The sequence below is a fragment of the Actinoplanes sp. NPDC049681 genome, from assembly GCF_044465265.1.
Lineage (GTDB): Bacteria > Actinomycetota > Actinomycetes > Mycobacteriales > Micromonosporaceae > Actinoplanes.
On sequence record NZ_JBITLP010000011.1, the window covers coordinates 13143 to 30064 of the forward strand.

The window sequence follows — 16922 nt, forward strand, 5'->3', positions numbered from 1 at the left end:
AGCCCGGACCGGTCAGAACGGGAAGGTGCCCACCGGCGGCAGCTGCTTCGGCGCGTCCGCGGGCGGCAGGCCCTGGGCGGCGATCTCGGCCTTCGTGGCCGTGGCGAGGTCCAGGGCCACCGCCGTGCCGGTGGCCACCTCCTGCAGCGGCGTGGTGAACGGCTGGGCGGCCCGGCAGACCGCACCGGCCGGCGGCAGCGCCTTGTGCAGCAGGTAGCGGTCCATCGCGCTGGTCACGCAGGGCGACGTGCCATAGGCGGTGTGGCCGAAGTTGTCGCTGCTGAGCAGGCGCGCGTCGGCGAGCAGCCCGGCGGACCCGACCGCCTGGTAGTAGTTCGTCGCCGGGTCCCAGTAGCTGCCGACGACCAGCACCGTGTTGCGGGTACGCCGCGAGAACGGTCCGGTGTAGGCGTCCTCGTCGTGCACGTGCCAGATGTCGCGGGCGCAGGGCGCACTCGCCCAGGCCCACGCCTGCCCGAAGTACGGCGCCTTCCTCGTCGCCTTCGCCACCTTCGCCGGCCAGGACGACACCTGGGCCGGGTGCCGCCCGTCGGTGCACATGACCGCGGCGTACGCGTCGGTCGAGTTCTCGTACGGGAACGCCCGGGCCTGGCGCCGCAGCACCGCGGCGGTCGCAGTGGCCACGGCGCTCGCCGACGGATGCGTCGAGGTGAGCGTCCACAGGTCGTGCGCCAGCCCGGTGACCTCGTCGGGCGCGTCCTCGGCGTACAGGGAGCTGAGGACGATGCCGATGAACGCCGCGTACGTGAGCTTCGCGCCCTCGAGGGTGACCGGCTCGGCCTTGAGCCGCCCGGCAAGGGTGGCGAAACGCTGCACGGGATCGCCGGCGGCGAAGGCGCACCGGCTCTCACCGGCCTTGTCGCACAGGGTGAGGATTCGCTTCAGCGCCTTCTCCGCGCCCTGCGCCGACCGCAGCCGCTCGTCCTGGATGACGCCCTGCGTGGCGCCCGAGCCGGTCCACGACCGCGGGTTGATGACGCCGTCGACCGCGATGGCCCGGAAGCGGTCCGGGAACATGTTCGCGTAGTACTGGCCCAGCGCGGTTCCGTAGCTGAAGCCGAGGTAGCTGAGCTTCTTGTCGCCGACCGCGCGGCGCATCACGTCCATGTCCCGGGCCACCTCGGCCGTGGACATCGCGCCGGCGAGCCGGCGCCCGGTGGTCGAGCAGCCGGCGGCCAGCTTCCGGACGCTCTTCAGGTACGCCCTGGTCTGCTTCGCGCCGACCGGGAAAGCCACGGCCATGCCCTTCATCGCGGCCGTCTGCCGGCCGGTGTCGGCGAAACACTCGACGTTGTCGCTGGCTCCGATGCCCCGCGGATCCATGCCCACGACGTCGAACCGCTCCAGCAGCGACGTGCTGAGCACCATGGGCGCCACCAGCGCGAACGAGGTGGCGGAGACACCCGGGCCGCCCGGGTTCACGAACAGGCTGCCGATCTTGTGCTGCTGGTCCTTCGCCCGCACCCGCAGCAGCGCCACGGTGGTCCGCTCGCCGTACGGGTGGTCGTAGTCCAGCGGGACCCGGGCGGTCGCGCACTGCGCCCAGCCGTAGCAGGCGTACCACCGCAGGTGCGGGGTGGCGACGGCACCCACCCGGCGCGCCTCGGCGGCGCTGGTGCTCGCGGTCCCCACCGCCTCGATCGCGGCGACCGGGGCGTCCGGCACGTCGGGCACGGCAGCGGCCGGCACCGCGGCGGCGGTCGCGAGGACGAGCCCGGCGACGCCCGCGGTGAGCAGGCGGAAGGAGAGCGGCATGCGGATGCCCTTTCAGGTCAGGTACGAGAGAAATCGGCCATGAGCCGAGGCCTCCGGTACGCCGTTCGGGCGGCGTCACCCTGGCCGTTCGGCCGGTCTTCGTCCCGTCCGCACGCCTGCTACCGGGCTGCTCCCGGGGCCGGTAGCGGGTAGGTTTCCGCAAGGGCATCGGACGGTGAGGCGAACGGATGGCGGAGCGGGGCGGCGACGCGGGGCGGCACCCGGAGGACGGGGATCCGCTGCTGGTCCGTCCCTACCTCGGGGGTGAACCCGAAGGCACCGCAACGGACGTTCCGGCCGAGACCTGGCCCGGCGCGGACACCGAGCCGGCACCGCCCGTCCCGGCTCCGGGTCCGGCCCCCGCCGCCGGTTCCGGGCCGGCCACCAGGCCCGCCGGTTCCGGTTCCGCCACCGCTGCCAGTTGCGGGGCCGCCGCGGATTCCGGGTCCGTCGCCGTTCCCGCCGCCGCTTCCGGGTCGGTCGCCCTCTCTGCCGCCGGTTCCGGGTCGGTCGCCCCCTCTGCCGCCGGTTCCGGGCGGCGCCGGGTTCTGCTCGTGGCAGGCGGCGTCGTGGCGCTGGTGACGGGTCTCGGCGTGGCCGGTGCGATCGCGGCGCTGCCCTCCGGCCCGGACCGCGGCCCGCAGGCCTTCACCGACGTCAGCCTGCCGCCCTACCCGGCCCCCACGACCGCCGGCACGCCTGCGCCCACCGCAACCACTGCCGCGCCCGAGGGAGCCGCGCTCACCCGGTCGCCCCGGAAAACCGGCAGCCCCAAGCCTTCCGGCACCTCAGCGCCGACGCCGGCCTCCGCCTCCGCGGTGACAGTCCCACCCGCCGGTCTCGCGCCCGGGGTGCGGACGTCCAGCGCGGCGCCGAAGCCGCCGTCCGCCGACCGCACCGGCGCCATCGGCGGGCCGGGCGGGCTGTGCCTCGACCTCAACGGCGGTGTGCCCTCCGACGGCAACCACATCCAGGTGTACGAGTGCAACCGCACGCCCGCGCAGATCTGGACCCTCGCCGCTGACGGCACCCTTCGCGTCGCCGGCATGTGCGCCGCCCCTGTGCCGGACGGGACGGTGCACATCGCCGTCTGCGACGGGCGCCCGGCCGCGCAGTGGCGGGCGGGACCCGAGCGGTCACTGGTGGCACTGGCGAACGGCGGCTGCCTCACCGACCCGTCGAACGGCACGCGCTCCGGCGAAGCGGTCGACGTCGGCGACTGCACGGGCGCGGCGAACCAGCGCTGGCTCCTACCCTGACGGCCCCGGCGGCAGCGCCCGGTACGCGGGTTTGAGGATCTCCGCCAGCGGCACCCCGCCGTACGCGAGCGGGGGCGGGTCCAGCTGGTCGAGCAGCAGGTCCGGGCGCAGGGCCGGTGGCGACGGGTGCGGTGCCGCGGGCGTACCCGGGCCCCAGAAGTCCGCCAGGTCACCGAGAGCCGCGCCGGCGGGCTGGTCCGGCACGGGCGCCGCGTCCGCCACGTGCACCGAGGTGCCGCGCAGGTCGCTGAGCCGGGTCAACAGCTCGTCGCGGCCCCGGCCCCGCCAGGCGAAGACGCCGAACGGGTCGGTCTCGAAAGACGCGGCCAGGGCGTAGCAGGTCGCCGCGAGGTGGACGCACGGCATCGGCCAGCGCTCGCAGGTGCAGTCCATGGCCACCTCGTCGAGCGACAAAGGCAGCAGCGTCAGGCCGGCGCCGCGGAACACCGCGTCGATGTCCGGGGGCATCCGGCCGGCGAGCAGATCGGCGACGTACCGTGCCTGGGCCGCGAGATCGGCTTCGACCCGCGACCACTCCACGGCGCCGAAGGCCCGGACCGCGATGCGGGCGCGGAAGGCGTGGGAGTCCTCCGGGCCGCGGACCTGCGCGGTGACCAAGCTGCTGGAGATCATCAGGCTTCGCACGTGCCCGGCGCGGGCGTCGCGGCGTCCCCGGGCGAACGTCGGCGCCATCCGCAGCGCCTCGAACATCGCCACGAACGGCGCGGAGAACGGGTCAGTCACCGACGGCCTCCGGATCCAGCCGCGCCAGGTCGCGCAGCTCGTCCGTGGAGAGCGTGGTCAGCCAGCCTTCGCCGGTGCCGACGACCCGCTCGGCGAGCACGCCCTTGTCGGCGATGAGCCGGTCGATGCGCTCCTCGAGGGTGCCGAGGCACACGAGGGTGTGCACCTGCACGTCGCGGCGCTGCCCGATGCGGAACGCCCGGTCGGTGGCCTGCGCCTCGGTCGCCGGGTTCCACCAGCGGTCGACGTGCACGACGTGGTTGGCGGCGGTCAGGTTGAGCCCCGTGCCGCCGGCCTTGAGCGACAGCACGAAGATCCCGGGCCGCCGGTCGCCCTGGAACGCGGCCACCATCTCGTCGCGCGCGCCCCGCGGCGTGCCACCGTGCAGGTAGCGCACCGGCACACCGAAGCGGGCGGCGAGATGCGGGACCAACATGGACCCGAACCGAGCGAACTGCGTGAAGCACAGCACGCTCTCCCCCGCGCCGAGGGCGGCGTCGAGGATCTCCTCGAGGCGTTCCAGCTTCCCGGACCGCCCGGCCAGCGCCGAACCGTCGCCGAGCAGCTGGGCAGGATGGTTGCAGACCTGCTTGAGCTTCGTCATGGCGGCCAGCACCAGGCCCTTGCGCCGCGTCTCGGTGGTCTCCTTGATCCGCAGCAGCATGTCGTCGAGCACCGCGCGGTACAGGGTGGCCTGCTCGGCGGTGAGCCCGCACAGGTGCCGGGTGTGCCGCTTGTCGGGCAGGTCGTCGATGACGGCCGGGTCGGCCTTCACCCGGCGAAGCAGGAAAGGCCGGGTGGCGTGGCGCAGGCGTGCGGCCGCGTCCTCGTCGGCGTACCGCTCGATCGGCACCGCGTACCGGTTGCGGAAGGTGTGGGCGGTGCCGAGCAGCCCCGGGTTCAGGAAGTCCAGGATGGACCAGAGCTCGACCAGACGGTTCTCGACGGGCGTACCGGTCAGGGCCACCCGGCTGCGAGCCCGGAACCGGCGGACCGCCCGCGCCGCCCCCGCACCGCTGTTCTTGATGTGCTGCGCCTCGTCCAGCACCACCCGGTCCCAGCTCACGGCGGCCAGCGCATCGGCATCCCGGGTCGCGGTCGCGTACGTGGTCAGCACCACGTCGGCCCCGTCGGCCAGATGCCCCGGATCCGGCCGATCTGCGCCGTGCAGCACCCGCACCCGCAACGAGGGCGCGAACCGCGCGGCCTCCCGCTGCCAGTTGCCCAGCACGGACAGCGGACAGATCAGCAGCGCCGGCCCGCTGCGGCGGTGCAGCAGCAACGCCAGCAGCTGCACGGTCTTGCCCAGCCCCATGTCGTCGGCGAGGCAGGCACCCAGCCCCAGCCCGTCGAGGAAGGCGAGCCAGGAAAAACCCCTCCTCTGGTACGGCCGCAACACCCCCGCCAGCTCCCCGGGCGGATCCAGCAGCTCCAGCCGCTCCCCCAGCCGCCCGGACAGCAGGTCGGCGACCCACCCCCGCCCCCGCACGTCCACGACCGGCAGCGGCATCTCCTCGGGCGGCAGAATCCGGATCAGCCGCAACGCGTCCCCGGCGGTCATGGCACCGCCGCCCCGCCGCAGAAATTCCAGCCCGGCCCGCAACCGCTCGGCGTCGAGATACACCCAGCGCCCCCGGAACCGCACCAGCGGCACCTTCACCCGGGCCAGCTCGGCCAGCTCGGTCTCGGTCAGCACCCGCCCCCCGAGCGCCAGCCCCCAGTTGTACCCGACGATCGTCGCCAGATCGGCGGCCTCGTCCCGCAGCACCGGCGCGGCGGTCTCGGGAGCCCGGACCTCCAGCGCCAGCCCGAGCCGCTGCGGCTCCCGCCACCACGCGGGCAGCATGACCCCGAACCCGGCCTGCTCGAGCAGCTCGGCGTGGCCGAGAAACCGGTGAGCCCCCTCGGTATCGAGAACAAGCTCCGAAGGCCGCGCAAGCCGGAGCGCGGCGTCGAGCTCGCCGAACAGACGCGAGGCGCGGCCGAGCCCGGCGATCAGCCGCTCCTGAGGCCGATGCGTCCACCGCCGCAACGGAGCGACGGCGTCACGCCAGACGTCCGAGGCGGGTACGAGCAGGCTGGGCTCGTCGACGGGCTGCAGCAGGAACTCGAGCAGCCAGGAATCAGAACCACGCCCATCGCCAGGCAGAGCAGCGTCGCCCTCCACGGCGGCGGCGGCCGCCCCCGTGGCGGCGGCGGTCATGGCGTCCGGCATTGTGGCGTCGGGCGTCGTGGCGTCCCGGTGGGTGGTCGCGTCGGGCTCCTCGTCGGAGTCGAGGTCGTCCAGGTGGCTCAGCCGGAAGACGACCCGCACGGCAGCCCCGCTGCTCGCCTCGGCGTGCCACTGCTCCAGCGCATCGGCGACCGCATCCACATCACCGGCACGGCCGCCCACGCCGGATCCGCGCCCGGGGGCCGCCGCGCCCGATCCACCCGAGGCCAACCCGTCCGGTGACCCAGCCGCGCCCGTACCACCGACGGCCGATCCGCCCGGCAGACCCACCCCGCCTGATCCGTTCCCGCCCGACCGGCGTTGCGGGCCCGAGCCGTCCGCGCCGATCGCGGCCGCCCCGGTCACCTGCGAGTCGTCGGCGGTCAGCGCAGCCAGCCATGGCGCGCCGGAGAGCGTGACGCCCGATTCCGCCAGGCGGGTGCGGACCAGCCCGTCGACCAGGCGTTCCAGCGCTGTCTGCAGCGCATCCACGGCGGGCAGCCCGTCGAGCTCGCCCGGCCGGGCCCGTTCAGCGCGACACGCCGCGGGCATCCCACCGACCAGCTCGGAATGCCGCGTGGCATCCGGGCCGGTGAGTACGGGCCGCCAGAAGGCGCGCGCCGCCGGACCATCGGTGCGCAGAGCCGGGAGCACCCGCCCGCGGGCCACCAGGTCCGCGGCAAAGGCACACACGTCCGCGAGGAACTCGAGCGAAGGAGCGGCCCGCGCCCCCGCCTCATCGGCAAGGTCGGCCGTCACGAAGGGAACCGTTGCCGCCGGCACCCGCCACGGCCGCAACCGCGGCATGCCCCGCCGCGGCGCCAGCCCCAACCGCGGCGACGGCAGCGGCCCGGCGGAGGTCGACGGCAGCAGCAGGGTCGAGGGCCGGGGCTCCCCCACCGGCGCCCGCGCCCGGGGGTGCACGCCACGCCCAGCTCCGAGGACCGGCCCACCCGCACGGCCCGCCACGTGCTCGCCCCCGGGAACCGCCCGCTGCTCGCCGTCGTCGGTCTCGAGCCAGACCGCCAACGCTCCGTCGCGGGCGATGAACCCGTGCAGCACGGCGACCTGCGGCGCGTCCGGCACCTGGTCCGTGCCGGTCATTCGACCTGCCAGGCGATGTCGGGCGGTCGCACCCGGGCGCACCGGGGACCGCCGTCCGGCCCGGTGAGCCCGAGCCGCCCCACCAGCACTCCGGCGCCGTTGTGGGCGGCGCGCAGCGTGGCGGTGGGGATGTCACCGAACAGCAGCTTCGCCCGCCGGAACATCGAGAAGGTGTCGGCGTCGACGACACCCCAGCTCAGGTAGAGGAAGCGGGCACCGGGGCGGCCGTGGACCCACGGGCCGCCGACGTCGAGGAGGTCGTCGACCTCCCGGCTGTCCACCGGGAACGCCCACACCGCCGCCTCGGCGTCCGCCGGGAAGCGGTCCACGACCGAGCTCCTGCGCTGCACGCCGACGTGCACGTTGCCGCGGCGGAGGGCGTCGGCCTCGGCGCCGGGACGCCGGCCGGGCAGGTCGTCGCCCTCGATCCTGATGTGCACGCCCTGCACTCTAGGCCGACCCCGCGACAATTCCGGGTGCCCTGTCCGGCCCGTTTTGACCGGCTGGTGCGGACTCCTCCGCGGGCGCGGACTTCCATCAAGGTCCGAAACATTTCGGGACATTGACAGCGGTAATTCGATCGAGCACCCTTCCGGCCATGGGAGCGCTTTCATGGCGCTGAGCGAACTCCGGAGGAGCGAAAACGTGGCGATGCCCCCCATCCGCCGTCCGCATCGAATGCGTGCCGGCGCAGCCATGCTGACCCTCGCGGCACTCCTGCCGCTCACGGCGACGGCGGCCGACGCGGCGGTCCCGGCAACGGCAGCCACGAACGCCACCGGGGCCGGCGGGAGGAGCGCAACCGGCGCGACCGGCCCGGAATCGACTCCGCAGGGGCAACGAGCGCCGAGCGGGGCGAGCCGGAAGAGCGGCGCGGCTCGACCGACCGGCGAGATCCGGGCCGCCCGCCGGGCCACCTTCTACACTCCGCCGCCCAACCCCGGAGCCCTCGAGCAGATCGCGGACCTCACCGCACAGGGCCGCCGGCCGCTGGCCCGCAAGCTCACCGCGATGACCGAGACCCCCCAGGCCGTCTGGATCACCCAGTACGCCGGCACCGAACTCACCGCCCTCATCCGTACCCATGTCCGCCGGGCCGCCCGCCAGCGCAGCACGCCGGTGTTCGTCGCCTACAACGTGCCCTTCCGCGACTGCGGCGCCTACTCCTCGGGCGGCGCCCGCTCCGTCGCCGAGTACGAGGCCTGGATCGATGCCTTCGCGGCCGGGATCGGCAGCACCCGCGCGGTCGTCATGCTGGAGCCGGACAGCCTCGGCATCATCCCCTGGTACACCGACATCAACGGCAACGCGGAGTGGTGCAAGCCCGCCGAGGCCGACCCCGTCACCGCCCAGCGGGACCGGTTCGCGATGCTGAACTACGCCGTGGACCGGTTCAAGGCGCTCCGGCGCACCAACGTCTACCTCGACGGCACCAACAGCAACTGGCTCAGCTCGGGCGACGCCGCCGACCGGCTGGTGCGGGCGGGCGTGCTGCGAGCCGACGGCTTCTTCCTCAACGTCTCCAACTTCGAGGCGACACCGCGGTTGCTGAAGTACGGCACCTGGACGGCGAAGTGCGTCTACTACGGCACGCACGGCGGCGCGTTCCGGGACTGCGCCAGCCAGTACCACCCGGCGGACCCGGCCGACTTCAGCACCTGGACGCGCAGCGACGCCTGGTACGACGCCACCGTCGGCACCGTCTCCCCCGATCGCCTGCCCCACTTCGTCCTGGACACCAGCCGCAACGGCCGGGGCTCCTGGACACCCCCGGCCGGCTCGGCGTGGCCGGACCCGATGACCTGGTGCAATCCGCCGGACCGGGGTCTCGGGCTCCGTCCCACCTCCCGTACCGGGAACGAGCTCGCCGACGCCTTCCTGTGGATCAAGATCCCCGGCGAGTCCGACGGTCAGTGCGACCGCGGCACCGGGACCGGCCTGGACCCGGCCCGGGGGAACACGGCCGACCCGGCCGCCGGCGCGTGGTTCCCCGGGCAGGCCGTGGAGCTGGTCCGGCTCGCGAACCCACCGCTGCGGTGAGCGCGAGCCGGGCCGGCCGGTTCACGCGTGGTCGCGCAACCACGCGTCGATCAGGCCGCCGAAGTGCCCGAGGAAGCGCTCGTGCTCGTGCGGCGGGTACATCGCCCGTACCGTCTCGGTGAGCAGGGACCGGAACTCCGGCGAGCCGACCCACTCGTGGACCATCTCGTCGACGTGGGCCAGGTGTTTCTCGCAGAACTCCTCGTACTTGTCGATCTCGAAGTAGTCGTCCGCCAGCTTGCGGTACAGCGCGAGCTTCTCCTGGTACGGCAGCGACGTGTCGTCGGCGACGGCGAAGTAGGCCGACATGTCCATGTCCAGCCGCGGTTTGCGGTCGGTGACCACGCAGTAGACGGTCCAGCGCAGCAGGGCGGTCATCGCCCACGGGAAGTAGTAGTGCAGGGAGGTGACCGCGACGTCGGGGCAGGCGTTGGCGTAGTCGATGGGGTGCACCTCGTCGCCCTTGATCAGCGACTCGCACGAGTTGAACTCCCAGCGGAAGAACGCGTTGACCAGGCGGGAGATGGTGACGACCTCGTCGCCGACCCCGGGGCTGAGGAAGTTGTGGTCGACGGCGTACCGCTCGTGCATGGGCAGTTCGGGGCGGAACTTCATCACCATGGTCTCGGGGCCGATGGTCAGCGAGCGGGCGAAGACGTCGTAGTCCTCGACGGCGGCCTGCAGGTGCATGAGCCGCTCGCCCGAGGCGTCGTACGCGGCGTGCAGCTCCTCCGGGTTGCGGATCTTGGAGACGCCGACCCAGGCGCCGCCGTCGTAGGGCTTCATGAACATCGGGTAGCCGACCGACTCCGCCAGCGCCTCGAGGTCGAACGGCTGGTTGTAGCGCGCCGACGTGTATGCGTACCGGGAGTTGTCCAGCGGGTTCTTGAACGGCACGAGCACCGTCTCGGGCACCTTGAGACCGAGCCGCATCATCGCGCAGTACGCGGCGTGCTTCTCCATGGACTGGAAGGTGAACGGGCTGTTGAGCAGGTACACGTCGTCCATCAGCGCGGCCTTCTTGAGCCATTCGCGCGGGTGGTAGTACCAGTAGGCGAGCCGGTCGATGACCAGGTCGTGCCGCGGCTCGTAGCGCAGGTTGAACGGCTCGATGGTGACCCGGACGCTGCGGATCCGGTGACTGCGCCCGGCGTCGTCGGTGATCACGCCGACGCGGCGCAGCAGCGCCTCGTACGCCCTCGGCCAGTCGTCCTCGGTGCCCAGCAGCAGTCCGATGGTGTGCTCGACATCGGCCATTGGCGCCTCCCAGCTAATTGAACACCTTCTGCAGCAGCGCGGTGAGCTGCGGGTCGAGCGCGTCGCGCCAGGCGGTCCAGTTGTGGACGTCGGGCACTTCCGCGAACGACACGGCGTACCCGTGATCCCGCAAGGCACGCGCCATGTCCCGGTTGTTGGCCAAGTTCTCCTCCACGGTGCCGCATGTGAGCGCCACCGGCACGCCGGGGCCGTCGGCCGCCCGGATCACCCGGCCGGTGAAGCGCACGATCCGCAGGTAGCGGCGGAAGCCGGATTCCTGCCGGTCGTAGCGGGGCTGGAAGAAGCTCCCGGACTGCAGGAACAGGGCGGCGAAGCGCGCCGGGTGCCGCCGCTGGGCGTGCAGCATCGCAAGGGCGCCGAGGCTGGCGCCGACACCGATCACCGGCCGGTCGGTGCCCAGCTCGGCGGCGAGCTTCGGCAGGACGTCGTTGGCGAGGGCCCGCGCGTACGCCGGGCTCGCCGAATACCACTCCAGCCGCTCCCCCGGCGGCAGCAGCACCAGGTGGTACGGCGGCACGCGCCCCGCGGCGATCATGGCGGCGGTGTAGCGGCCGAGCTCGCCGTACCGGTGGTAGTCGGGCCCGTCGTGGACGACGACGACCCGGTCGGTGGCGGCGTCGGGCGACCAGATGCGGGCCACCATCTCGCCCCGCACGGCGGGCAGCGGGAGGTAGACGTCGTGCCACCGGCCGGCGCCATGCGGCAGGTGCAACCAGTCGGGCTCGCGGTAGTCGGGGCACCACAGCACGGACGCGTCGCCCTGCCGGCGGGGATTGTCGGGGTCGTCGACGGTCTCGGTGGCGCCGTCCGGATAGCCGAGCGCGAGCCTGTACTCGAGGCGCTGCACGGCGGGCCGGGGCAGGCGCAGCTCCCAGGCGCGCAGGTCGTCGCGGTAGCGGAAGTCGCCGGACACCACGGACGAGTCCAGCCGTACCGAAGCCAGCCGGCGCTCGTGGTCGCGCAGCCGGAATCCGACCTCCGTCGACGTGCACCACGCTCCGGCAGCCGGTTCCATGTCGGAACCTTAACCGCTCGAAAGCGGTCAGGGCGATGCCGGCGACAGTCCGAACATGTCGGCGAGGCCGGTGACGCGAAGCTGGCGGTGCACGAACTCGCTCGGGTTGCGCAGCACGAACCGGGTGCCGGTCTCGCGGGCGGTGTTGTAGCCGGCGACCAGGGCGCCGACGCCCTGCGAGTCCATGAAGGTCACGTACGTGAGGTCGACGATCATCGTTGCCGGGCGCTCGGCGTGCAGGGTGCCGACCAAGGCGCTGCGTAGGGCGTCCACGGTCGCCGCGTCCAGCGTGCCGCGCACGTCGACCACGATGGCGCCGTCCGCCTGGCGCCGGGTGGTCATGACGGCCTCGCCCATGCATCCCGCCTTCCGGGGCCCGTGTGTTCCAGGCCCGTGGCCCCACCGTACAACGCTCCTGATGTTCACCGCAGGTTGCCTCACAAGTGCGGCAACGGGCCGGACATCAAGTGCGCCGGATCGGCAAGCGGACGGGGGAAGTTTCCCGCATCCCGCAGATCATCTTGCGATCGCCGCAGGTGGGGGACACGGTGACAACGATGGTCATCGACGGCCTCGGAAGGGGAGGATGGCTGTGGCAACCAGCTCTGGCCAGAAGCCGGGCATCTTCGCGGTACGCGACGTCCGGTCGCTCATCACCGAGACCGCCGAGGAGGGTCACGGCCTGAAGAAGGCCGTCGGCCCCCTGCAGCTGACCGCCATGGGCGTCGGCGCGATCATCGGCACCGGCATCTTCGTCGTCATCGGCGAGGGCGCCGGTATGGCCGGCCCCGCGGTCATCCTGTCCTTCGTCCTGGCCGCGGTGGCGTGCTCGTTCTCGGCGCTCTCCTACGCCGAGCTGGCGTCCTCCATCCCCGTCTCGGGCAGCGCCTACACCTACACCTATGCGACGCTCGGCGAGATCGTCGCGTGGATCATCGGCTGGGACCTGATCCTCGAGTACGGCGTGAGCGTCGCCGCCATCGCGGTGGGCTGGGGCGGCAACCTCAACGCCTTCCTGGACGCCGCGTTCGGGTACACGCTGCCGGACGCGATCGCCAAGTCGCCGGAGGACGGCGGCGTGTTCAACCTGCCGGCGGTCTTCATCGTCCTGGCCATCACCCTGCTGCTGGTCCGGGGCGTGACCGAGAGCGCGCGGGTCAACCTGGTCATGGTCGTGGTGAAGCTGACGGTGCTGCTCTTCTTCATCGTGGTGGCGCTCTTCAACTTCGGCACCGGCCATTTCCAGCCGTTCGCGCCGGACGGCGTCGACGGGGTGACGTCCGCGGCGGCCATCATCTTCTTCGCGTACATCGGCTTCGACGCCGTCTCCACCGGCAGCGAGGAAGCGCGCAACCCGGCCAAGGACCTGCCGCTCGCGATCATCGGATCGCTGGTGATCTGCACGATCTTCTACGTGCTGACCGCGGTCGGCGCGATCGGCATCGCCAGCCCGCAGCAGCTCGAGGGCAGCGACGCGCCGCTGGCCGCGGCCCTCGACCAGGGCGCCGGCATCAGCTGGGCGGCGGGGATCCTGGCGCTCGGCGCGGTCGTCGCGATCACCAGCGTGGTCCTGGTCATCATGTACGGCCAGACCCGCATCTTCTTCGCCATGTGCCGCGACGGCCTGCTCCCCCAGCGGCTGGCCACGGTCAACCAGCGCTACGGCACCCCGGCGACGCTGACCATCGGGCTCGGCGTCCTGATCGCGATCCTGGCGGCGCTGGTCCCGCTCTCGGAGATCGTCAAGCTCGTCAACATCGGCACGCTGTTCGCGTTCATCCTGGTCAACGTCGGAGTGATCATCCTGCGCCGGACCCGCCCGGAGATGCCGCGGCCGTACCGTGTGCCGTGGTCGCCGGTGCTGCCGATCATCGGCATCGTCTTTGCGATCTACCTGATGGCGGACCTTCCGCTCGCCACCTGGATCCGGTTCGTCGTGTGGCTCGTCGTGGGCATGCTGATCTATTTCCTGTACGGGTACCGCAACTCGCGGCTGCGCCGCGAGCACGCCGAGGGCACCCCCGGCTGGGCCCGTGAGGAGGGTGACTAACCATGACCGCGCCGGTGATCGTGGGGGTGGACGGGGGCGCGTCCGGCGAGGACGCCCTGGTGCTCGGCCGGTGGGCGGCGTCCGTGCTCGGCGCCCCGCTGGTGGTCGCCGTGGTGCATCCCGCGCCGTCCGCGCTCGGCTCCGGCCGGGTGGACGCCGAGTGGGTCGCCGACCGGCACCGCGCGGCGGCCGCCGTGCTCGACGGCGCACGCGCATTGCTGACCGACGCCACCTGCGAGGTGGAGTACCGGACCGTGGCCTCCACCTCAGCGGCGCACGGGCTGCACGACCTCGCCGAAGAACTGCGGGCGGAGACCATCGTGGTCGGCTCCGGGCGCGCCGGCCCGCGGCACCGCCTGTTCGCGGGCAGCACCGCGGACCGGCTGCTCGCCGGCAGTGTCTGCCCGGTGGCGGTCGCTCCGGCGGGGATGGAGAAGCCGCCCGGCGCCCTGGGCCGCATCGGCGTGGCGTACGTCGACACCCCGGACGGCCGGGCGGCGCTGGAGGCTGCCGTACGGCTGGCGGCCCGTACGGGGAGCCCGGTGCGCCTCTACACCGTGGTGGCCGACGCGGACGCGACACTCCCGTTCCTCGTCGGGCAGGACGCCGAGCACGCCTTCCTGGACACCGCCCGGGAGACGTACGAGCAGGCGCTGGGCCGGGCCGCCGAGTCGGTGCGGGGCGCGCCGGTGGACTGGGAGATCCGCACCGGCGACGTGGTGGATCAGCTGGCCGAGCTCGACGACGTGGACGTGCTGTTCTGCGGCTCGCGCGGGTACGGCCCGGCGCGGCGGGTGCTGCTCGGCGGCGTCTCGGCGCGGCTGGTCCGCCGCGCCCGGCGCCCGGTCGTCGTGGTGCCGCGCAGCGGGTGACCGGTCCCCCGGCGCCGCGCAGCAACCCGGCGGCCTATCCGGCGCGATGTCGGCCGGGTCGTTCCTGGAACGCGGTCTCGTCGTCGAAGGGCAGCGCGACGTCGGTGGGTGCCTCCGCCGCCCGCTCGTCCCAGGGCGAGACGGCCGACGGGCGTGGCATCCGGGTGCCCAGATCGGCCAGCGGGACGTAGACGCGGGCGTCGACCGCCTCCGCCAGCAGCAGGGCCGCGACGAGGGCGGTCGGCCGTTCCGCCGGATCCCGGTGCAGGCAGCGCGAGCACAGGTCGAGGACCTCCGGCGCCAGGCCGTCGACGTCCGGCAGGGGGTCCGGGTCGCGGAAGCGCTGGGCGTGGACGAGCTCGGTGTGCGACTCGGCGCGCCAGGGAAGCCGCCCGGAGAGGCAGTGGTAGAGCAGCACGCCGAGCGAGAACATGTCCGAGGCGGGGGTGGCGGGCAGGCCGTCGAAGCGTTCCGGGGCGACGTAGGCCGGCGTACCCATGACCGGGCCGTCCGGATCGGGGTCGTGACTGCCGGCGGCGGCCGCGATGCCGAAGTCGAGCACCTTGGCGCCGGACGGGGTCAGCATGATGTTGGCGGGCTTGATGTCGCGGTGCACGACGTGTTCGGCGTGCGCGGCGGCGAGGGCCGCCGCGACCTCCGCGCAGATGCGCACGGCGATGCGCCAGTCGAGCCGGCCCGCACCGAGATGCTCCATGAGCGTCTGGCCGTCGACCAGCTCCATGACGATGTACGGGACGTCCCGGTCGGGCGTCGGCGACGTGCCGAAGTCATGCACACCGGCGACGTTGGGATGCGCCAGCCGGGCCGCGGAGCGGGCCTCGGTCCGGACCAGGTCCACGCCGTTGACGTCACCGAGCGTGCCCTCGACGGCGGGCGCCATGATCTTCACCGCGACGGGCCGATCGAGCACCCGGTCGTGGCCGCGCCACACCTCGGACATCCCGCCGATCCCGATGCGCTGTACGAGCTGGTACCGCCCGCCCAGCGTGCGCATCGGCCACCCCCTGGTTCCCGCGCGGCGCCCGCCCGCACCGCGATCTCCGCCTCCGTACCCCCGGCCCGGGCGGCACAAACGCCTCAGTGGCCGGTCGAACCCATCGGTGTCACACCGGCACCACGATGAGCTCGTCGATGTCCTTGCCGGTGCCGACGCGCTCGGACACCGTCGCGGCCACGCGGCGGGTCAGCATGCGGCGCAGCCCCGAGGGGCGCAGCGCGGACAGGCGCAGCCGGCCGGCCCGCCGGTGCACCGCGGCCTGCGCGGCGACGGCCGGCGCGATCGCCGGGAAGTCCATGTAGACCGCCCGGTTCTCGGGCGAACCGAGGTAGGCGAACGGCCCCGATCCGGCCAGCGGCTCCAGCGGCGTGCCCATCAGCCCGATGTTGCGGTACGCGCCGCGGTCCAGCATGGAGACCGCGTGCCGGATGCCGCGACGCCGGCCGATGACGAGGAACGTCCGGTAGAGCATCGAGCTGACGATCAGTGACGACCGGCCGCCGCGGTACTTCGGCAGCACCGCGAGCGTGGCGCAGTCCCAGACCAGGCCGCCGTCCATGCCGTGCGCCGCCAGGATCGTCTCGACGTCGACGCCGATGTGCTCGGGCGCGTCGTCGATGGTCTTGACGCCGCGGCCGGTGCTCTCGATCATCCGCGCCACCCCGGCCGGGACGCCGCGCCGGCGGTCGATGACGAGGAAGAACAGGCTGTTCGCCTCGTACGGGCCGTACTCGGCGGCCATGACCGCGGCGTCGTTGCCGAAGGTGTGCTGGAAGACCTGCCGCTCGAGCGCCCGGCCGACGTCGGCGAGGGGGGTGTCCGGGCCGGCCACTGCGCAGACGAAGCGCCCGCGGGGGGTGGGGTGCGCCGCCAGGAACTCGGCGGTCACCCGGCGCGCCTGCGCCGGGGAGAGCTCGTAGCGGGTGCGGAACGCGGCGGTCACGGCTCAGAACTCCTTGGCGACGATCTCGGTCGTGCGGAAGTACTCCTCGGTGAACTCGAGGACCTTCTGCGGGTCGAACGCCTTGCAGGTGTAGATGTCGACGCTGAAGAACGAGATCGGGCGCTCCCACGAGTAGAAGTGGGCGCCGGAGGTCTCCCAGTGGATCCAGCCGGCCCACCCGTACAGCTCGCTGACGTGGGTCACCGGCTCGATGATCGTGACCATGTCGGTGACGTCCGACAGGCGCTGCAGGTAGTCCTTGATGTGCGCGTCGGTGATCACGAACGTCGGGTAACCCTCGACGACCATGCGCTGACGGTGGATAGCCGGGGCGAGGTCTTTGAAGTCGAGCATGTCGTTCCTTACGTGGGGGGTGTGACTCCGCGCCGTCGGCCGCAATCACGGGCAGTCAGGGTGAGTCCATTTCGGGAGCTTGGAGAGACTTGTAAGGAATTTAGCGCTTCATAACGCAGCGTCAACGCGAGGCCGAAGCTCACCACCGGCCGGTCCGGCGCCGATCAAGGGAAGCGGTTCGCCACATCGGTCCCAGCGGTCCCTGGAGAGGTCACCGGTTTGGGACTTTGCTGGCGGGAGTCGCCATACCACGCGGA

The 16922-nt window shown here is 72.9% G+C and carries 14 protein-coding genes; 4 read left to right on the top strand and 10 right to left on the bottom strand.

All coding sequences use genetic code 11. The annotated features are described in order from the left end of the window. Positions 1-12: 12 nt before the first annotated feature. Positions 13-1776: an alpha/beta fold hydrolase gene (locus tag ACIBO8_RS34250; RefSeq protein ID WP_396119609.1), complete on the bottom strand. Its 1764-nt coding sequence runs from the start codon at positions 1774-1776 to the stop codon at positions 13-15. Positions 1777-1964: 188 nt separating this feature from the next. Between ACIBO8_RS34250 and ACIBO8_RS34255 the strand changes: the two genes are divergently transcribed. Beyond that, a complete protein-coding gene (locus tag ACIBO8_RS34255) occupies positions 1965-3035 on the top strand; it encodes a ricin-type beta-trefoil lectin domain protein (RefSeq protein ID WP_396119610.1) in 1071 nt (356 codons plus the stop codon). On the opposite strand, the gene ACIBO8_RS34260 is transcribed toward ACIBO8_RS34255, so the two are convergent. From ACIBO8_RS34260 to ACIBO8_RS34270, 3 genes are read right to left on the bottom strand one after another with little or no spacing between them, the layout of a single operon-like run. Then, a complete protein-coding gene (locus tag ACIBO8_RS34260) occupies positions 3027-3779 on the bottom strand; it encodes a hypothetical protein (RefSeq protein ID WP_396119611.1) in 753 nt (250 codons plus the stop codon). The genes ACIBO8_RS34255 and ACIBO8_RS34260 overlap by 9 nt on opposite strands. After that, positions 3772-7095, bottom strand: coding sequence for an SNF2-related protein (locus ACIBO8_RS34265; RefSeq protein ID WP_396119612.1), 3324 nt, complete (start codon positions 7093-7095; stop codon positions 3772-3774). The genes ACIBO8_RS34260 and ACIBO8_RS34265 overlap by 8 nt, the downstream gene beginning before the upstream one ends. Further along, positions 7092-7535: a DUF5990 family protein gene (locus ACIBO8_RS34270; protein ID WP_396119613.1), complete on the bottom strand. Its 444-nt coding sequence runs from the start codon at positions 7533-7535 to the stop codon at positions 7092-7094. The genes ACIBO8_RS34265 and ACIBO8_RS34270 overlap by 4 nt, the downstream gene beginning before the upstream one ends. Positions 7536-7746: 211 nt before the next feature. On the opposite strand from ACIBO8_RS34270, the gene ACIBO8_RS34275 reads away from it, so the two are divergent. After that, positions 7747-9135 carry a glycoside hydrolase family 6 protein gene (locus ACIBO8_RS34275; protein ID WP_396119911.1) on the top strand — a complete coding sequence of 463 codons (1389 nt, stop codon included), beginning with the start codon at positions 7747-7749 and terminating at the stop codon, positions 9133-9135. Positions 9136-9156: 21 nt separating this feature from the next. Here ACIBO8_RS34275 and ACIBO8_RS34280 read toward each other — a convergent pair whose 3' ends face one another. Genes ACIBO8_RS34280 through ACIBO8_RS34290 form a run of 3 tightly spaced genes read right to left on the bottom strand, consistent with a single transcriptional unit; the run spans position 9157 to position 11785 of the window. Next, complete coding sequence (locus ACIBO8_RS34280; protein WP_396119614.1) at positions 9157-10392, bottom strand: RimK family alpha-L-glutamate ligase; 1236 nt, start codon at positions 10390-10392, stop codon at positions 9157-9159. A 13-nt stretch (positions 10393-10405) separates the two neighbouring features. Further along, a complete protein-coding gene (locus ACIBO8_RS34285) occupies positions 10406-11428 on the bottom strand; it encodes an alpha/beta hydrolase (RefSeq protein WP_396119615.1) in 1023 nt (340 codons plus the stop codon). Positions 11429-11455: 27 nt separating this feature from the next. After that, entirely contained in the window at positions 11456-11785 is a 330-nt protein-coding gene (locus ACIBO8_RS34290; protein ID WP_396119616.1) for an STAS domain-containing protein, read from the bottom strand. Between the two features lie 235 nt (positions 11786-12020). Here ACIBO8_RS34290 and ACIBO8_RS34295 point away from each other — a divergent pair, with 235 nt between their 5' ends. Next, a complete protein-coding gene (locus tag ACIBO8_RS34295) occupies positions 12021-13478 on the top strand; it encodes an amino acid permease (protein WP_396119617.1) in 1458 nt (485 codons plus the stop codon). Between the two features lie 2 nt (positions 13479-13480). After that, a complete protein-coding gene (locus tag ACIBO8_RS34300; protein ID WP_396119618.1) occupies positions 13481-14350 on the top strand; it encodes a universal stress protein in 870 nt (289 codons plus the stop codon). Between the two features lie 34 nt (positions 14351-14384). Here ACIBO8_RS34300 and ACIBO8_RS34305 read toward each other — a convergent pair whose 3' ends face one another. From ACIBO8_RS34305 to ACIBO8_RS34315, 3 genes are all read right to left on the bottom strand, one after another. Next, on the bottom strand, positions 14385-15365 hold the full coding sequence (locus tag ACIBO8_RS34305) for a serine/threonine-protein kinase (RefSeq protein WP_396119619.1): 981 nt from the start codon (positions 15363-15365) through the stop codon (positions 14385-14387). A gap of 109 nt (positions 15366-15474) precedes the next feature. After that, positions 15475-16311, bottom strand: coding sequence for a hypothetical protein (locus ACIBO8_RS34310; RefSeq protein WP_396119620.1), 837 nt, complete (start codon positions 16309-16311; stop codon positions 15475-15477). 3 nt (positions 16312-16314) lie between these two features. Then, on the bottom strand, positions 16315-16665 hold the full coding sequence (locus ACIBO8_RS34315) for an S-adenosylmethionine decarboxylase (RefSeq protein WP_396119621.1): 351 nt from the start codon (positions 16663-16665) through the stop codon (positions 16315-16317). Positions 16666-16922: the final 257 nt, after the last annotated feature.

Coding starts and splice junctions, on each gene's coding strand:
- ACIBO8_RS34250 (WP_396119609.1), bottom strand. CDS start 1,776: ATGCCGCTCTCCTTCCGCCTGCTCACCGCGGGCGTCGCCGGGCTCGTC.
- ACIBO8_RS34255 (WP_396119610.1), top strand. CDS start 1,965: ATGGCGGAGCGGGGCGGCGACGCGGGGCGGCACCCGGAGGACGGGGAT.
- ACIBO8_RS34265 (WP_396119612.1), bottom strand. CDS start 7,095: ATGACCGGCACGGACCAGGTGCCGGACGCGCCGCAGGTCGCCGTGCTG.
- ACIBO8_RS34275 (WP_396119911.1), top strand. CDS start 7,747: ATGCCCCCCATCCGCCGTCCGCATCGAATGCGTGCCGGCGCAGCCATG.
- ACIBO8_RS34280 (WP_396119614.1), bottom strand. CDS start 10,392: ATGGCCGATGTCGAGCACACCATCGGACTGCTGCTGGGCACCGAGGAC.
- ACIBO8_RS34285 (WP_396119615.1), bottom strand. CDS start 11,428: ATGGAACCGGCTGCCGGAGCGTGGTGCACGTCGACGGAGGTCGGATTC.
- ACIBO8_RS34290 (WP_396119616.1), bottom strand. CDS start 11,785: ATGGGCGAGGCCGTCATGACCACCCGGCGCCAGGCGGACGGCGCCATC.
- ACIBO8_RS34300 (WP_396119618.1), top strand. CDS start 13,481: ATGACCGCGCCGGTGATCGTGGGGGTGGACGGGGGCGCGTCCGGCGAG.
- ACIBO8_RS34305 (WP_396119619.1), bottom strand. CDS start 15,365: ATGCGCACGCTGGGCGGGCGGTACCAGCTCGTACAGCGCATCGGGATC.
- ACIBO8_RS34315 (WP_396119621.1), bottom strand. CDS start 16,665: ATGCTCGACTTCAAAGACCTCGCCCCGGCTATCCACCGTCAGCGCATG.